17 protein-coding genes are annotated in these 16,382 nt (G+C 73.3%); 3 read left to right on the top strand and 14 right to left on the bottom strand.

The annotated features are described in order from the left end of the window. Window positions 1–51: 51 nt before the first annotated feature. The 11 genes from smc to VGN18_RS01205 all read right to left on the bottom strand — a co-directional run bounded on the left by smc (window position 52) and on the right by VGN18_RS01205 (window position 12,584). Window positions 52–3,636 (bottom strand): chromosome segregation protein SMC, encoded by a 3,585-nt coding sequence (gene smc, locus VGN18_RS01255; protein ID WP_327537801.1) that lies wholly within the window; start codon window positions 3,634–3,636, stop codon window positions 52–54. 153 nt (window positions 3,637–3,789) lie between these two features. Continuing rightward, entirely contained in the window at window positions 3,790–3,978 is a 189-nt protein-coding gene (locus VGN18_RS01250; RefSeq protein WP_327537800.1) for a hypothetical protein, read from the bottom strand. A gap of 284 nt (window positions 3,979–4,262) precedes the next feature. Further along, complete coding sequence (mutM, locus tag VGN18_RS01245) at window positions 4,263–5,156, bottom strand: bifunctional DNA-formamidopyrimidine glycosylase/DNA-(apurinic or apyrimidinic site) lyase (protein WP_327537799.1); 894 nt, start codon at window positions 5,154–5,156, stop codon at window positions 4,263–4,265. A gap of 2 nt (window positions 5,157–5,158) precedes the next feature. Continuing rightward, a complete protein-coding gene (rnc, locus tag VGN18_RS01240) occupies window positions 5,159–5,926 on the bottom strand; it encodes a ribonuclease III (protein WP_327537798.1) in 768 nt (255 codons plus the stop codon). A gap of 23 nt (window positions 5,927–5,949) precedes the next feature. Then, window positions 5,950–6,129: a 50S ribosomal protein L32 gene (gene rpmF, locus VGN18_RS01235; protein ID WP_327537797.1), complete on the bottom strand. Its 180-nt coding sequence runs from the start codon at window positions 6,127–6,129 to the stop codon at window positions 5,950–5,952. 5 nt (window positions 6,130–6,134) lie between these two features. Next, on the bottom strand, window positions 6,135–6,773 hold the full coding sequence (locus VGN18_RS01230; RefSeq protein ID WP_327537796.1) for a YceD family protein: 639 nt from the start codon (window positions 6,771–6,773) through the stop codon (window positions 6,135–6,137). A gap of 77 nt (window positions 6,774–6,850) precedes the next feature. Continuing rightward, entirely contained in the window at window positions 6,851–7,576 is a 726-nt protein-coding gene (locus VGN18_RS01225; protein ID WP_327537795.1) for a hypothetical protein, read from the bottom strand. A gap of 32 nt (window positions 7,577–7,608) precedes the next feature. Next, window positions 7,609–8,124: a pantetheine-phosphate adenylyltransferase gene (coaD, locus tag VGN18_RS01220; RefSeq protein ID WP_327537794.1), complete on the bottom strand. Its 516-nt coding sequence runs from the start codon at window positions 8,122–8,124 to the stop codon at window positions 7,609–7,611. Beyond that, window positions 8,121–8,678, bottom strand: a complete 558-nt coding sequence (rsmD, locus tag VGN18_RS01215) for a 16S rRNA (guanine(966)-N(2))-methyltransferase RsmD (protein WP_327537814.1) — start codon at window positions 8,676–8,678, stop codon at window positions 8,121–8,123. The genes coaD and rsmD overlap by 4 nt, the downstream gene beginning before the upstream one ends. 100 nt (window positions 8,679–8,778) lie before the next feature. Further along, window positions 8,779–10,968, bottom strand: coding sequence for an ATP-dependent DNA helicase RecG (recG, locus tag VGN18_RS01210; protein ID WP_327537793.1), 2,190 nt, complete (start codon window positions 10,966–10,968; stop codon window positions 8,779–8,781). A gap of 2 nt (window positions 10,969–10,970) precedes the next feature. Next, window positions 10,971–12,584 carry a DAK2 domain-containing protein gene (locus VGN18_RS01205; RefSeq protein ID WP_327537792.1) on the bottom strand — a complete coding sequence of 538 codons (1,614 nt, stop codon included), beginning with the start codon at window positions 12,582–12,584 and terminating at the stop codon, window positions 10,971–10,973. A 207-nt stretch (window positions 12,585–12,791) separates the two neighbouring features. Between VGN18_RS01205 and rpmB the strand changes: the two genes are divergently transcribed. After that, window positions 12,792–12,983 carry a 50S ribosomal protein L28 gene (gene rpmB, locus VGN18_RS01200; protein ID WP_327537791.1) on the top strand — a complete coding sequence of 64 codons (192 nt, stop codon included), beginning with the start codon at window positions 12,792–12,794 and terminating at the stop codon, window positions 12,981–12,983. A gap of 70 nt (window positions 12,984–13,053) precedes the next feature. Here rpmB and VGN18_RS01195 read toward each other — a convergent pair whose 3' ends face one another. Beyond that, window positions 13,054–13,515, bottom strand: a complete 462-nt coding sequence (locus VGN18_RS01195; RefSeq protein ID WP_327537790.1) for a GNAT family N-acetyltransferase — start codon at window positions 13,513–13,515, stop codon at window positions 13,054–13,056. Between the two features lie 22 nt (window positions 13,516–13,537). Continuing rightward, the gene (locus VGN18_RS01190; protein ID WP_414655003.1) at window positions 13,538–14,458 is read right to left on the bottom strand and encodes a thiamine-phosphate kinase; all 921 of its coding nucleotides are present in this window, start codon (window positions 14,456–14,458) and stop codon (window positions 13,538–13,540) included. A 213-nt stretch (window positions 14,459–14,671) separates the two neighbouring features. Between VGN18_RS01190 and VGN18_RS01185 the strand changes: the two genes are divergently transcribed. Next, window positions 14,672–14,908 (top strand): Lrp/AsnC ligand binding domain-containing protein, encoded by a 237-nt coding sequence (locus tag VGN18_RS01185; protein WP_327537789.1) that lies wholly within the window; start codon window positions 14,672–14,674, stop codon window positions 14,906–14,908. 69 nt (window positions 14,909–14,977) lie between these two features. Further along, window positions 14,978–15,505 (top strand): DUF3515 domain-containing protein, encoded by a 528-nt coding sequence (locus VGN18_RS01180; RefSeq protein ID WP_327537788.1) that lies wholly within the window; start codon window positions 14,978–14,980, stop codon window positions 15,503–15,505. 3 nt (window positions 15,506–15,508) lie between these two features. On the opposite strand, the gene VGN18_RS01175 is transcribed toward VGN18_RS01180, so the two are convergent. Next, window positions 15,509–16,249 carry a MerR family transcriptional regulator gene (locus tag VGN18_RS01175; RefSeq protein ID WP_327537787.1) on the bottom strand — a complete coding sequence of 247 codons (741 nt, stop codon included), beginning with the start codon at window positions 16,247–16,249 and terminating at the stop codon, window positions 15,509–15,511. Window positions 16,250–16,382 lie beyond the last annotated feature (133 nt).

Genomic DNA, 16,382 nt, shown 5'->3' with positions numbered 1-16,382 from the left:
CGACAGGTGCCCGCGCGACCGTAATTCCGAGCTGATCTCCGGTGTGCGAACTCAGCCGGTGTCACGCAGGCGCTGGCTGATCACCTGGGTGACGCCGTCACCCCGCATGGTGACGCCGTACAGGGCGTCGGCGATCTCCATCGTCCGCTTCTGGTGGGTGATCAGGATGATCTGGCTGCTCTCGCGCAGCTGCTCGACGAGGGACAGCAGGCGGCCGAGGTTGGTGTCGTCGAGGGCCGCCTCGATCTCGTCCATGATGTAGAACGGGCTGGGCCGGGCCCGGAAGATCGCGACGAGCAGCGCCACCGCGACGAGGGAACGCTCACCGCCCGACAGCAGCGAGAGCCGCTTCACCTTCTTGCCCGGCGGACGGGCCTCCACCTCGATGCCGGTGAGCAGCATGTCGCCGGGTTCGGTCAGGACGAGGCGGCCGTCGCCGCCCGGGAACAGTGCGGCGAACACGATCTCGAACTCGCGGGCGACGTCGAAGTAGGCCTTGGTGAACACCTCGAGGATGCGGTCGTCAACTTCCTTGACCACCGTGAGGAGATCACGACGGGTGGCCTTGAGGTCCTCGAGTTGGGTCGAGAGGAACTGGTGCCGCTCCTCGAGAGCGGCGAACTCCTCCAGCGCCAGCGGGTTGACCTTGCCCAGCAGGGCGAGGTCGCGCTCGGCCCGGGCGGCTCGCTTCTCCTGCACGGCGCGCTCGAACGGGCCGGGTTGGGGGGCCACGACCTGGTCGCCGCGCTCGCGGGCCTGCTCGTACTCGGCGACCTCGATCGCGCTCGGCGGGCAGGGCTGGTCGGGTCCGTACTCGGCCGTGAGCGCCTCGGGTTCGACGCCGTACTCCTCGACGGCGCGGGCCTCGAGCTGCTCGATGCGCAAGCGCTGCTCGGCCCGCACGACCTCGTCGCGGTGCACGGCGTCGGTGAGGCGGGCCAGCTCGTCGGCCTGCTCGCGGACCCGGGTGCGCACGCCGGCCTGCTCGGACTCGCGGGCGGCGCGGGTCTGCTGCACGGCGTCCCGCTCGGTGGCGGCCGCGGCGACCGATTCGGCGATGCGGGTGAGCACGCCGCGGGCCGCGTCGCGCACCTCGGCGGCGACGACGGCGCCGCGGGCGCGGGCCTCACGGGCCTCCTGCCGCTTGCGCCGGGCGGTGCGCTCGATCTCGGCCGCGCGGAGCAGCTGGTCGGCCCGGCCGTGGACCGCGCGGACCCGCTCCTCGCCGGTGCGCACGCTCAGCCGCGCCTCCATCTCGCCCTGACGCGCCTCGCCGACCTGCACCTGCAGGGCGTCCCGCTCGGCGGTGTCGGGCTCGGTCGGCTCGTCGGAGCTGGCCTCGGCGAGCCGCAGCCGCTCCTCCATCTCGGCCAGGCCGGCGAGGTCGCGGTCGCGCGCCTCGTCGATGCGGACCCGGGCCTCGTCCATGCGGGCCGCCTCGGCGCCGGCCGAGCGGGCGACCTGGCCGAGTTCGGCGAGACGCTCGGCGACGGCCGAGAGCTTGGCGTCGGACTCGTTGAGCGCCTCGAGGGCGGTGTCGACCTCGGCCCGGGCCGCCTCGGCCTGCGCGCGGGCCTCGGCGAGTTCGGTGTGGGCCCGGTCGTGCCGGGCAGCGGCCTCGTCGGCCTTCTGCCGGGCCTCGTCGACGGCCGCGCTGATCTCGATGGCGCTGGGCGTGGACGACGACCCGCCGGTCGACCAGTACGAGCCGAGTACGTCGCCGTCGCGGGTGACCGCGCGCAGGTCGGGGTGGGCCCGGACGAGGTCGGCCGCCGCGGCGAGGTCGTCGACGACGGCGACCCTGTCGAGCGCCGCCTCGATGCTGGCCCGCAGCGTGGCCGGGGCGGTCACCGTGTCGACGGCCCAGCGGCTGCCCGCAGGCAGCGCCGGCCACGACGAGCGGTCGAGGGATTCGGGGGCGGTGCCGACCAGCAGCCCGGCCCGCCCGGCGTCGTCGAGCTTGAGCCGCTCGAGGGCGGCCACGGCGTCGGACGGCGACCCGACGGCCACGGCGTCGGCGACCGCGCCGAGGGCGGCGGCCACAGCGGTCTCGTGACCGGACTCGACGGTCACCAGCGCGGCCACCGAACCGAGCACGCCGGGCAGCCCGACGTCGGCGGCGAGCAGCGTGGCCGTGCCGTCCTTGCGGGTGAGGCCGACGACCAGGGCGTCGGCGCGAGCGGTCCAGGTCGAGCGCTCCCGCTCGGCGTCCCGCTCGGTCTCGGCCAGCTCACGCACCCGGGTCTCGAGCGCCTCGAAGGCGGCGACGGCGGACTCGTGCCGGGTGTCGAGCCCGAGCTCGCCGTCGTCGAGCAGCCCGACCTCGGCCTGGACGCGGCCCAGCTCGGTCTCGGCCTGCTCGGCGCGGGTGCGGGCGTCGGCCGCGGCGGCGGAGAGCCGCTCGCTCTCGTCTCGGCCCGCGGCCGCCCGGGCCCGCAGCGCGTTGACCTGCCCGTTCAGCTTGGCGAGGCCCTCGCGCCGGTCGGCCACGGCCCGCACGGCGGCGACGACGGCCCGCTCGGCCTCGGTCAACCGCCGCTCGAGGGCCTGGCGCTGCCCGACCACCTCGGTGAGTTCGGCGTGCGCGCGGTCGAGGTCGGCCTGCAGCCGGGCCTCCTTCTCGCGCACCTCGGCCGCCTCGGCCTCCATCGCCTCCGGGTCGCGCCCGCTGCGGACGTCCTCGGGCTCGGCGGCGAGGTGCCGGGCTCGCTCGGCGGCGAGTGAGGCGGTGCCCCGGAAACGCTCCTCGAGCGCGGACAGGCGGTACCAGGTCTCCTGGGTGCGGGCGACGAGCGGCGCGTCGGCGGCGATCTGGGCGTCGAGGGCGGCCTCGCGGGCCCGGGCCTCCTCGAGCGCGGTCTCGACCTGGGTCCGCCGGGCCCGGATCGCCTCCTCGTCGGCGACCTCGCGTTCGAGCTCGGTGCGCAGGTGCAGCAGGTCGTCGGCCAGGAGGCGCAGCCGGGCGTCGCGCAGTTCGGCCTGCACGCCCTGGGCGCGGCGGGCGATCTCGGCCTGGCGCCCGAGCGGCTTGAGCTGGCGGCGCAGCTCGGCGGTGAGGTCGGTGACGCGGGTGAGGTTGGCCTGCATCGCGTCGAGCTTGCGGAGCGCTTTCTCCTTGCGCTTGCGGTGCTTCAGGACGCCGGCAGCCTCTTCGATGAACCCGCGACGCTCCTCGGGCCGGGCCTGGAGCACGGCGTCGAGCTGGCCCTGGCCGACGATCACGTGCATCTCGCGGCCGATGCCGGAGTCGGAGAGCAGTTCCTGGATGTCGAGCAGCCGGGCGCCCTCGCCGTTGATCTCGTACTCGCTGCTGCCCTCGCGGAACATCCGCCGGGTGATCGACACCTCGGTGAAGTCGATCGGCAGGGCGTTGTCGGAGTTGTCGATGGTGAGCGTGACCTCGGCCCGGCCCAGCGGCGGGCGGCCGGAGGTGCCGGCGAAGATGACGTCCTCCATCTTGCCGCCGCGCAGCGCCTTGGCGCCCTGCTCGCCGAGGACCCAGGCGATGGCGTCGACGACGTTGCTCTTGCCCGAGCCGTTGGGGCCGACGACGGCGGTGATGCCGGGTTCGAAGCGCAGCGTCGTCGCCGATGCGAAGGACTTGAAGCCCCGCAGCGTCAACGACTTGAGGTGCACGAGACTCCCGGATCAGCGCTGGTCGGCCGGTGTGGCCCGCTGCCGCGACCCGGTGACCGGGCGCGCAGCAACGACGGCGACGAACCTACACGGTTCGCCGGCGCGGGTTGACCGGCGGCGCGGCGAGCGCGGCCGAACGACGGGCCCGACGGTTCAGGCGAGCGCGGGTTCGGCTTCCTCGGCGATGCGGTGCAGTTCGAGGTCGAGAACCCGGGTGTTCTGCTCCCGAAGGTGCTCGACCTCGGTCTCGAGCTCGGCGACCCTCCGACGGAGGCGTGCGACCTCGTACGCGAGCGCTTGCTCGTTGGGCAAACCGATGTGTCCCAGCAGGGCGCGTGCCATGTGGCGACCCTTCACTTCCCCTGATTGTCCGGTACCGCGCCGGATCGGTGGATCCGGACGGCGAGCGCGGACAGCTGTCTTGTTGTGTCTTCGAATCGACCAGTTGGACCTGAAACGCAGACGCAGCGGGAGCGGTGTTCATCGCCTGGCGCCCGGGGACCGGCATCCCCTGTGTTCGCTGTGGTAGCCGAGCCGGCGGGCACCTTAGGGCAGAACTCCCGTGTTGTCACATCATGGTCTCACTGCTGTAACGACCGGTCAACATGAGCGCGCTGGGCCCGGGTTCAGGGGTTCCGGGGCACCCGCGGCGGACGCTGGCACGAGGGGCAGAAGTAGCTCGATCGGTTCATGAAGGCGCTGCGCCGGATTGCCGTTCCGCAGCGGCGACAGGGCTTGCCCTCGCGGCCGTACACGTTGAGCGAGCGCTCGAAGTAGCCGCTCTGCCCGTTCACGTTCACGTAGAGCGCGTCGAAGGAGGTGCCGCCGGCGCCGAGGGACTCGGTCAGCACGTCGCGGACCTCGGCCAGCAGGCCGGTGACGGCCGAGCGGGTGAGCGTCAGGCCGCGCCGCTCGCCGTGCAGGCCGGCCCGCCACAGCGCCTCGTCGGCGTAGATGTTGCCGATGCCCGAGACCAGCGACTGGTCGAGCAGGGCCCGCTTGACCGCGGAGTCCCGGCGCCGCAGCCGGACGTTCCACAGCGCGTCGTCGAAGACCGGGTCGAGGGGGTCGCGGGCGATGTGCGCGATCGAGCGAGGGACGAGTTCGATCGGGCGGTCGGGCGCCGGGACGAGCTCGTCGAGCATCATGCCGCCGAAGGTGCGCTGGTCGACGAAGCGCAGTTCCCGGCCGCCGTCGGCGAAGGTGATCCGGACGTGCAGATGCTTCTCGTCCGAGGAGTCGGGGGGCTGGACGAGCAGCTGACCGCTCATGCCGAGGTGGGCGACGACGCACTCCCGTCGGGATCCGTCGGGGTCGGCCAGAGGCAGCCACAGGTACTTCCCGCGGCGCGACGCCGCTTCGATCCGCAGGCCGGCGAGACGGGCGGCGAAGTCGTCGGCGCCGGCGAGATGGCGGCGCACGGAACGGGGATGGGTGACCTTGACGCGGGCGACGGTACGGCCTGCGACCCAGCGGGCCAGACCGTCGCGGACCGTCTCGACCTCGGGGAGCTCCGGCACGGTCAGTGCGGGGAGGCGTCGGGCAGCGCCGCACTCTCGACGGCGTCGGCCTTGCGCTCGGCGATGCGTCCCGAGATCGCGCGCCACGCGGTCTCCGCGGCGAGCTGCTCGGCCTCCTTCTTGCTCCGCCCGGTGGAGGCGGCGAAGAGCTCGCCGGCGATGTGCGCCTGGGCGGTGAAGGTCTTCTCGTGGTCGGGGCCGGTCGATGACATGACGTACTCGGGCACGCCCAGGCCGAACTCGGCGGTGAGCTCCTGCAGGCTGGTCTTCCAGTCGAGCCCGACCCCGGCCGTCGCGACGTCGTAGAGCAGATCGTCGAACAGGCCGTGGATCACCCGGGCCGCGGCCTCGAGCCCGTGCTGGATGTACACGGCGCCGAACATGGCTTCGAGGGTGTCGGCCAGGATGCTCGCTTTGTCCCGACCGCCGGTGCCCTCTTCGCCGCGGCCGAGCAGCACGTAGGCGCCGAGCCCGCCGGGCCCGATGCCGCGCGCGACCGACGCCAGCGCGCGCATGTTCACCACGCTCGCCCGCAGCTTGGCCAGCTTGCCCTCGGAGAGATCCGGGTGCGCGCGGTAGAGCGTGTCGGTGATGACGATGCCGAGCACGGCGTCGCCGAGGAACTCGAGCCGCTCGTTGTGCGGCAGCCCGCCGTGCTCGTAGGCGAACGAGCGGTGGGTCAGGGCGCGACGAAGCAGCTCGTCGTCCATCTCCAGACCCAGCGCCCGGGCCAACTCACGTTGCTCGGCCGGCGGCTTCACTGCGGGCATGCGTTAGCCGTGCTCGCGGCAGGTCAGACCGACAGAACTTGCTTGCCGTCGTACTGACCGCAGTTGTTGCACGCGGTGTGCGGGAGCTTGAGCTCGCCACAGGCGCGGTTTGGGCACAGCACGAGCGTCGGGGCGGAGGTCTTCCACTGCGACCGACGGGCCCGGGTGTTGCTGCGCGACATCTTCCGCTTCGGAACGGCCACGGCGGTTACTCCTGTTTCTCGGGACTGGCTTCGGGTACTTCAACCGCGTCGTCACCGGCACCGTCGGTGTCGGTGTCGGCGAAGGCGGCCAGGGCCGCCCAACGCGGGTCGATCGTCTCGTGCGAGTGACCCGCCGGCAGGTCGTCGAGCCGTTGCCCACAGGTGGGACACAGACCCGCGCAGTCCGGCCGGCACAGCGGTGTCCACGGGAGGGCGAGCACCACTGAGTCACGCACGACCGGCTCGACGTCGAGGAGATCGCCGTCGACCCGGTAGACCTCGTCCTGCTCGGTCGTCTCCGCCGTGGTGCTGGCGCCGTAGGCGAACAGCTCACAGACGTCCACGTCGAGATCCTCGGAGATCGGGTCGAGGCACCGCGCGCACTGACCGTCGATCTGGGCCGAGATCGTGCCCGTCACGAGCACACCTTCGGTGACCGACTCGAGCCGAAGCTCCAGTTCGAGCGGCGCACCTTCCGGCACGCCGATGACATCCAGACCGAGCCCCGCAGGCGCGGGAACACGACGCTGATACTCGCGCAACGTGCCCGGCCGGCGGCCGAGCTCGCGCAGGTCGAAGACGAACGGGCCGCGCGGGTTGGCTCGGCTCGGCGTCTGCTGCATCGGTGTGGTGTTCTCGGGCATACGAAGACGGCCTGATTGGGTTGAGGCCGTTGTTCAGCCTAGCCGAGGCGTCGACGCGCGTCCTAATCCGGTGCGGATCAGGCCGACATCTGTGCGTCGGTGGCGTCATCGGCGCCCGTGTCCTGCACCCAGTTGCCGGCGCGGCGCTGGGCCAGGGCGGTGCGGCCCTGCTCGGCGGTCTGGGCCGCCTTGTGCAGGACGGCGGCCAGCTCGTCGAGGGTGCGCTCGGCGTAGTCCTCGGCGTCGGCGGTGAGCTTCGTCGCGTAGCGCTCGGCCTCGATGCGGGCCGCACGGGCGTAGCGGTCGGCCTCGCCCCGCACGTGCCCGGCGTACTCGTCGGCGTCGGCGGTCACCTGCTGCTGGTACTGCTCGGCGTCGCGACGCAGGGCGGCCGCGGCCTGGGCGGCGGCCTGGTGCACGGTCGTGTTGGCCAGCAGCCGGCCGTGCTCCTCGCGGCCGGACTGCACCAGCTCGGCCGCGCGTTCCTCGGCCGCGGCGACCAGCCGCTCGGCCCGGTGGCCGGCGTCGGCCAGCACGACCTCGGCCTCGGCGGCGGCGCGCTCGCGGTGGGCGGCGGCGGCCTCGTAGCCGTCCTGCACGACCTTGTCACGACGGGCGATGAGGGTGCGGGCCTCGTCCATCTCCGGCGGCAGCACCTCGCGCAGCTCGTCCAGGAGATCGAGCATGCGCTCGCGGGGCAGCACGCACGACGCCGACATCGGCAGGGCGCGGGCGGTCTCGACAGTCTCGATCAGCTCGCTGAGCAGCCCATCGACGAGCCGCAGCGATTCGTCGGTACTCATGCTGGTGCGCCCATCGGTCGTCTCCCCCACAGTCACTCGGAGGAGCCGGTGCGCTCCTTGAGCCGTTTGAGGACGGTCGGCGGGACGAGCGACGAGACGTCGCCGCCCCACTTCGCGATCTCCTTGACCAGGCTAGAGGCAAGGAAGCTGTATTCCGGGTTGGTCGGCATGAACAGCGTGTCGACGCCGGCGAGGCCGCGGTTCATCTGCGCCATCTGCAGCTCGTAGTCGAAGTCGCTGACCGCGCGAAGGCCCTTGACGATGACCGGGATGTCGTGGACCCGGCAGTAGTCGACGACCAGCCCCTCGAACACGTCGATGGTGACGTTCGGGTAGTCGGTGGTGACCTCGGTGAGCATGTCGCGGCGCTCGTCCACGGTGAACAGGCCGGACTTCGACTGGTTCACGAAGACGGCCACCACGACCTCGTCGTACAGGTTTGCGGCCCGTCCGATGATGTCGATGTGGCCGTTCGTGACCGGGTCGAACGAGCCCGGGCACAGGGCGCGGCGGACCTGGGCGGAGCCGTCTACGGCAGGCGGTTTCATCGACGGCGACCGTACCAAAGCACGCCCTCGCCGTAGCGCCGGTCCTGCAGGGCCTCGATCACATCCGGCCACGCCGGCGCCGCACCGCGCGCGCTGCGCTCGACGACCACGAGCGCGTCGTCGGCGAGCCAGCCGTCGGTGCCCAGATCGGCGAGCAGGCCGCCCAGCGCCGCGGCGTCGAGGGCGTAGGGCGGGTCGGCGAAGACGAGGTCGAACGGGCCGTCGTCCGGCGGGCCGGCGAGGTACGCGGCGGCGGGGCGGCGGCGCACGACCGCCCCGGCGAGGCCGACGGTCTCGATGTTGCGGCGCAGCACCTGGATCGCCCCGTGGTCGGACTCGACGAAGACCGCCCGCCCCGCGCCGCGGGACAGCGCCTCGAGCCCGACCGCGCCCGTACCGGCGAAGAGGTCCAGCACGGCGGCGTCGACGAGGTCGAGCCGGGCGGCGAGGGAGTTGAACAGCGCCTCACGGGCCCGGTCCGAGGTCGGCCGGGTGCCCGACGCCGGCGTCGCCAACCGCCGCCCCTTCGCCCGCCCCGCGACTATCCGCGGCACGTGGCGGCCCGCCCGGCGACTCGCCTTGTCCGCCGGTGTGGTCGTGAATCGGGCCCGGAACGCAGCCACCCGGGCGGACAAGACGTGTTCGGGGCGGCGGTCACGTCTTCTCCAGGAACTCGGCCTGCTCGTCGTCGACGAGGGCGGCGACCTGGGCGGCGAGCAGGGGGTGGGACGCGAGGGTCGGGTCGGCGGCCACGATGTCGACGGCCTCGGCCCGCGCGGACGCGATGAGGTCCTCGTCGCGCAGCAGCGAGAGCAGCCGCAGCCGGCGGCGCCGGCCCGACTGCGCCGCGCCCAGCACGTCGCCCTCGCGACGCTGCTCGACGTCGAGGCGGGCCAGTTCGAAGCCGTCGGTGGTCGCGGCGACGGCGTCGAGGCGCTCGCGGGCCGGGGCGTCGGCCCGGGCGTCGGTGACCAGCAGGCACAGGCCGGCATGCCCGCCGCGGCCGATGCGCCCGCGCAGCTGGTGCAGCTGCGAGACACCGAACCGGTCGGCGTCGAGGACGGCCATGACGGTCGCGTTGGGCACGTCGACGCCGACCTCGATGACGGTCGTGGCGACGAGGACGTCGATGCGCCCGGCCGCGAACTCGGTCATCGTGCGGTCCTTCTCCTCCGGCGTGAGCCGGCCGTGCAGCGGGGCGAGGCGCAGGCCGTGCAGCGGGCCGTCGGCCAGCATCGGCAGGATGTCGACGACGGCCAGCGGCGGGCGGCGCTCGGTCTCACCGTCGTCGACGACATCGATCATGTCGGCTTCGCAGTCACTGACGTCGACCCCGATGCGCGGGCACACGATGTAGGCCTGCCGCCCCGCGGCGACCTCCTCGCGGATGCGCGACCACGCCCGCTCGAGCCAGGCCGGCTTCTCACGGGCCGGCACCACGCTGGTCGTGATCGGCGCGCGGCCGGCCGGGAGCTCGGAGAGCGTCGAGGTCTCGAGGTCACCGAAGACGGTCATCGCAACCGTGCGCGGGATCGGCGTCGCGGTCATGACGAGCACGTGCGGCGGCTGCTCGGCCTTGCTGCGCAGGGCATCGCGCTGCTCGACGCCGAAGCGGTGCTGCTCGTCGACCACGACGAGGCCGAGCTCGGCGAACTGCACGTGCTCCTGGATCAGCGCGTGCGTGCCGACGACGATGCCGGCCTCCCCCGACGCTGCCTCGAGCAGCGCGGCCCGGCGCGCGGCCGTGGGCAGCGAGCCGGTGAGCAGGGTGACCCGGGTGGCGGCGTCAGAACCACCGAGCCGGCCGCGCTGGGCCAGCGGCCCGAGCAGCGACTCGATGGTGCGCGCGTGCTGGGCGGCGAGCACCTCGGTCGGCGCGAGCAGGGCGGCCTGGGCGCCGGAGTCGACGGCCTGCAGCATCGCCCGCAGCGCGACGATGGTCTTGCCCGAGCCGACCTCGCCCTGCAGCAGGCGGTGCATCGGGTGCGGCGCCGCGAGCTCGCGGCCGAGCAGGTCGCCGATCTCGCGCTGCCCGGTGGTGAGGGTGAAGGGCAGCTGGGCGTCGAAGGCGTCGAGCAGGCCGCCCGATCGCGCCGGGCGGGGCGTGGCCGGGTTGGCGCTCGAGGCGAAGCGGCGCTGGGCCAGGGCGAGCTGCACGCCGAGCGCCTCGTCCCACGCGAGGCGTTTGCGGGCGGCCTGCCAGTGGCCGTAGTCGTCGGGCTGGTGCATCGCCCGCAGGGCGGTGTCGCTGCTGAGCAGCTTGTGCCGGCCCCGGAGCTCCGCGGTGAGCGGGTCGGGGACGAGGTCGAGCATGGCCAGCGCCTGCTGCACCGCCCGCGAGATCGTCCAGGTACGCACGGCCTGGGTGGCCGGGTAGACCGGGATCAGCCGGCCGGCGTAGACGTCGGCCTCGAGCTCGTCGGGGATGTCGCCGCGCAGGAGCAGGTAGTCGGGGTGAACGAGCTGGCGCTTGGTGTTGAACAGCCCGACCTTGCCGGAGAAGAGCCCCCGGCTGCCCGGCTGGAGCTGGTTCTTGTTGGCGTAGACGCCCTTCTTGCCGAAGAAGACGAGGTGCAGGCGGGCCCGGCCGTCGCCGACCACGACCTCGAGCCGGGGCTGGCCGCCGGGCCGGTTGTGCACGGTGGCGCTGAGGACGTCGGCCACCACGGTGACTTCCTCGTCGACCTGCAGCGAGGAGAGCTCGGTCAGCTCGCCGCGCTCGGCCATCCGGCGCGGGTAGTGCGCGAGCAGGTCGCGCACGGTGCGCATCTCGAACGCCTTGTCGAGCGCGGTGGCGGTGCGACCGCCGACGACGTCGACGAGCGGGGTGGAAAGGGTCGCCACGGTCACTCGACCCCGATGATCACCGGGTGGTCGGGCTGACCTCCCTGGTAGACCGAGACATCGGTGAGTGGCGCGCGTCCCCGGACGTGCGCCTCGACGAGTTCGCCGATTCGCGGGGGCGCGTCGGCCCCGACGAGCACCGTCATCAGCTCGGCGCCCACTGCGAGCAGGCGGTCGACGAGGGTGAACGCGACCGCGAGCATGCCGCGACCGACCGCGACGACCTCGCCGTCGATCAGGCCGAGGACGTCGCCTGGCTGGCAGATGCCGACCGCGGTCAGGGCCTCGTCGCGGGCGATGGTGACCTGCGCGAAGCGGGTGGCGGCCGCGGCCTCGGCCATGGCCACGACATCGTCGTCGAAGCGGCGGGTCGGGTCGTGGACGGCGATCGCGGCCAGCCCCTGCACCGGCGAGCGGGTCGGCACGACCGAGACCCGGAGCCCCCGGGCCCGAACCTGGCGGGCCGCGGCCTCGGCGACCCCGGTGACCCGCGAGGCGTTGGGCAGCAGCACGAGGTCACGCGCCCCGCTCGCGATGATCGCCTCGACGACGTCGTCGACCTCGTCGCCGTCGACGACGTGCACACCCTCGGCCTCGAACAGGTGGGCGAGGCCGGTGCCCGGAGCGACCGCGACGACCGCGCTGGCCGCGGCGTCCCGCTCGTCGCCGTGGTCGTGGTCGTGCCCCGCCCCGCGGGACTCGTCGGCGAACCGCACGACGGCGATCCGGTGCGGCCGGCCGGCCTCGACGCCGACCTCGATGGCCGCACCGACGTCGTCGACGTGGACGTGGACCTTCCAGACGTCCAGCCCGGCCGGGACGATCGCGACCGAATCACCCAGGTCGGCCAGGCGATGGCTCAACCGGCGGACCTGGGGTTCGGTGCTCTCGAGCAGGTACTGCACCTCGAAGCCGAAGCCGAAGCCGGAGCGGTCCTCGTGCTCGTGCGGGTCGACGAGCGCCGGGCGGTGCGCGGGGCGGTGCACCGGTGTGGTCGGCACCGAGGCGCCCGTGACCGTGCGGGCGAGCGCGTTGAGCAGCACGACGAGGCCCCGCCCGCCGGCGTCGACGACCCCGGCGTCGTGCAGCTCGGCGAGCTGGTCGGGCGTGCGCTGCAGCGCCGCGTCGGCGGCGCGCACGGCGGTGGTGACGACGTCGCCGAGCGAGGCGCGTTCGCTGCCCGCAACGGCGTCGGCCGCGGCCTGGGCCACGCTCAGGATCGTGCCCTCGACCGGCGTCACCACGGCCGCGCGGGCCAGGACCGCGCCCGACCCGAGACCGGCGGCGACGGTGCGGCCGCCGCACTCGCCCGGCTCGGCCGCGGCCGACTCGGCCAGGCCGCGCAGCAGCTGCGAGACGATGAACCCCGAGTTGCCGACGGCCCCGAGGGCGGCGCCCGCGGCCAGCTCGGCGAGCGCGCCGGCGACGTCGTCGCACGGCGATACGGCCAGCGAGTCGGCCGCGGCCAGCATCGTGACCAGCAGGTTGCTGCCGGTGTCGCTGTCGGGGACGGGGAACACGTTCAGGGCGTCGATCTCGCCGCGGTGGGCCCGCAGGACCTCGACCGCGGCCCGGCTCCAGTGGCGTACCGCGGCGGAGTCCAGGACGTCGAGCACGTCACCCCCAGCCGGTGCAGTCTCCGAGTCCAGCCGCTCGGCTCCCGGTCTGCCGCACACTACTGGCCGGGCCCGCCGGATCCGCCGCAACCGGTGGCGCGCGTCGGGCGGTTTGGTTGCCGCGCAAGGCAACGGTTAGACTGCCAAGGTTGCCCGAAGACAGGTGGGCGACCCCCGAATCTGATCAGTCTTCCTGAGGAGTTCCACGTGGCCAGCGTCTGCGATGTGTGCGGCAAGGGTCCGGGCTTCGGCATGGCCGTCTCCCACTCTCACCGCCGCACCCACCGTCGGTGGAACCCGAACGTGCAGACCGTGCGCGCGATGGTTTCCCCCGGCACCCGCCGCAAGCTCAATGTCTGCACCTCCTGCCTGAAGGCAGGCAAGGTCACTCGCGGCTGACGCCGCTCCGCTTCGTCGAAGGCCCGGTTCGCATCGCGAACCGGGCCTTCGTGCGTCCGCTCCCAGCAGGTCAGCGGGCGGTCGGCTTGCCGTAGAACAGCGCGTGCGGGTGGTCGGCGTAGTGCCCGAACCCCGGGATCACCGTGTAGCCGGATTGCTCGTACAGCGCGACGGCCTCGGGCTGCTCCGGTCCGGTGTTGAGGATCAGCTCGGCGATGCCGGCCGCGGCCGCGCGGCGCTCGATCTCGGCCAGCATCCGGCGCGAGTACCCCCGCCGGCGGGCCGGCTTGGACACGTACATGCGCTTGATCTCGGCGACGGTGTCCGACATCCGCCGCCAGCCGCCCATCGCCACCGGCTCGCCGTCGACCAGCCCGACCAGGAGCAGGCCGTTGGGCGGGACGAACTCGTCGGGGTCGACGACCGCCTCGTCCGGGCCGCCGTAGAGCACGACGTACTCGGCCTGCACGTCGGCGACCATCCGGACGACATCGGGGTCCCCGTACGGACGCGCCTCGATCACGAACTCCACGCCGCGACGATACGGGCGGGGTTCAGCGGAAGTGCTCGTGCCCACCGTGGGGCCAGCGCCGGCCGTCGACCCGCACGCCCTCACCCTCGGCCACCACGCCGATCGTGCGCCACGGTTCGGGCAGGTCGGTGCCGCGCGGGAACGTCGCCGCGAGCGAGTAGTCGTCGCCGCCGGTGAGCACCCAGATCATCGGGTCGACGTTCAGGGCCGCGCCGACCTCGCGCAGCTTGGCCGGGACGTCCACGGCGTCGCCGCGGAGATCGATGCGGACCCCGCTGGCCTCGGCGATGTGGCCGAGGTCGGCCACCAGGCCGTCGCTGATGTCGGTCATCGAGGTGGCGCCGAAGGCGACGGCGCGCGGGCCCTCGAAGTACGGCGGCTCGGGCCGGCGGTGGGCCGACACGACCTGCACCGGCGAGCGGAAGCCGCGGCCGAGCACGGCGAAGCCGGCGGCGGCCCAGCCCAGCCGGCCGCAGACGGCGACGATGTCGCCGACCTTCGCGCCGGACTGCGTGACCGGGTCGGCCCCCTGCAGGTCGCCGAGCGCGGTGAGGCTCACCACGACCACGTCGGACGCCGTGACGTCGCCGCCGACGATGGCCGCGTCGACCGCGGCGCACTCGGCCCGCAGGCCGCTCATCAGGCCGTCGACCCACGACAGCTCGAGATCGCCCGGCGCGGCGAAGCCGACGAGCAGCGCGGTCGGCACCGCGCCCATCGCGGCGATGTCGGAGAACGCGCGGGCGGCCGCCTTGTGCCCAACGTCCTCGGCCGTCGACCAGTCGCGCCGGAAGTGCCGGTTCTCCACCAGCATGTCGGTCGAGACGACCACCCGGCCGTCCGGTGCGGCCACGACCGCGGCGTCGTCGCCGGGGCCGAGCAGTGTCGTCGGAGCCGTCGCGAGCCCGGCGACCACCCGCGCGATCAAGCCGAACTCCCCCACGTCGGAAACGGTGATGGCCCTCGCCCCTCACGGATCGGTTGCGGTGCGCTCGTTCGGCCCGGCTGCACGCTCGACGTCGGCTTCGCACCCCTGCGCTACGTTCTACCCGTCCGCAAGTCTCGACGAGGAGAGGACGCGCCGCGATCGGCCGACGTGCTGCAGAGCACGGGCCGAACCTGGATCGGCGCGCAGCGAAACGAGGGTGTTGAGAGAATGTCTGTCAGTGCGTACATCCTGATCCAGACCGAGGTGAACAAGGCGGCGGCCGTCGCCGAGGCGGTCGGCGCGCTGCCGGGTGTCGCGACCGCCGAGGACGTGACCGGTCCCTACGACGTGATCGTGCGGGCCGAGGCCGAGACGGTCGACGAGCTCGGCAAGCTGGTCGTCGCCAACATCCAAGCGGTCGACGGGATCACCCGCACGCTGACCTGCCCGATCGTCCACCTCTAGGACTGACCGATCGACCCCGTCACCCGCCGGGCGGCGCTCATCGCGACCGCGGCCGCCGTCCCGTTCCTCGTGATCGCGGCGGTGGCCTTCGCCTCGCTCAGCGGCACCGACCCGACGCCCTCGGCCTCGGCGAGCGACCCCGGAGCGCCGCTGTCGTTCGCGGCGCCGGGGGACGTCGCGGCCCAGACCGGTCCGTGCGCGAAGGTGCTCGCCCAGCTGCCGGTCACGCTGGACAAGCTCGCCCCGCGGGTCGTGCACACCAGGCCCGAGACGCCCTACGTGGTGGCGTGGGGCGACCCGGCCGTCGTGCTGCGGTGCGGCGTCGACCGTCCGAAGAGCCTCGTGGCGAACTCGGCGGCGCAGTTCTTCTCCGGCACCGGCGAGTCCGGGCCGTTCTACGACGTCACCGACGACGGGACGCAGGCGAAGGTGTACACGAGCGTCGATCGCGCGGCCTACATCTCGATCACGATCCCGCGCACCTACGCCGCGGCTCCCCTGCCGGCGTTGTCGACCGCGATCGCCAAGGCGTTGCCCGCCGTGTGCAGCACCGACCCGACCTCGCCCCGCGACCAGCTCTGCACCCGCCGTCCCTGAGCGCTACTCCGCAGGATTCGGTTCGGGCGCGTCGACCCGGCGGCGGGCGGCGTGGTCGGCGGCCCGCCCGAACGAACTGATCAGGCCCTGGATCGCCAGCGGGCGCATGCGTTCGAGCAGCGCCACCACCTGTTCGTGGTCGATCTCGCCGCGCTGGTAGGGCCCCCAGATGGCCCGGACGAAGACGTCGGTCAGGCCGTTGGCGACGGCGGTGGCGTGCTCGTCGATGATCGCGGCCGACTCGGCCAGCACCTCGGGCGCGACCGGTAGCTGCATCAGCTCCAAGGCGTGGCCGAGCTGGACCGGCGCGGTGCGGTAGCGGCCGTCCTCCACCGGCACCAGCGCGCCGATCGAGGTCAGGTAGGAGAGCTGCTCGTCGTCGAGCCGGCGGCCGACCCGCCGTTCGAGCCCGGCCCGGTCGAGTTCCTCCGACTGGTCGGGCAGCCACGGCGCGAGGACCGCCGCCTGCACGGCGTACTCGGCCGGCGCGGCGTCGTGCGGCATGCGGGCGAGCACCCGCTCGATGGCTGCGAGCGTGTAGCCGTGCTCCTGCAGCGTGCGGATGAGTTCGAGGCGCATCCGGTGCCGCGCGTCGTAGTACGCGATCCGGCCCCGCCGCTCGGGCGGCGGCAGCAGGCCTTCGCTTGCATAGAAGCGAACCGTGCGTACCGTCATGCCGGTACGCGCCGCCAGCTCGTCGACGGTGAGTTCACCGTCGACCGCGGTCGACCCCGCTCCCGTCATGGCGCGAGCGTAGACGCTGGGAGTACAACGCGACACAATCACTGGCGCCTGAGCACTGTGACAGTAAAACTGGAAGAATCAGCCGGCACTTGACCCATGGGACGGGACGGGCTGCACCCATGGGCCCGAGTGC

Origin of the sequence: Jatrophihabitans sp., from assembly GCF_036000465.1 — a bacterium.
GTDB lineage: Bacteria > Actinomycetota > Actinomycetes > Mycobacteriales > Jatrophihabitantaceae > Jatrophihabitans.
The sequence above is the reverse complement of the archived record's forward strand: the minus strand, read 5'-3'. Positions and strand labels throughout refer to the sequence as shown.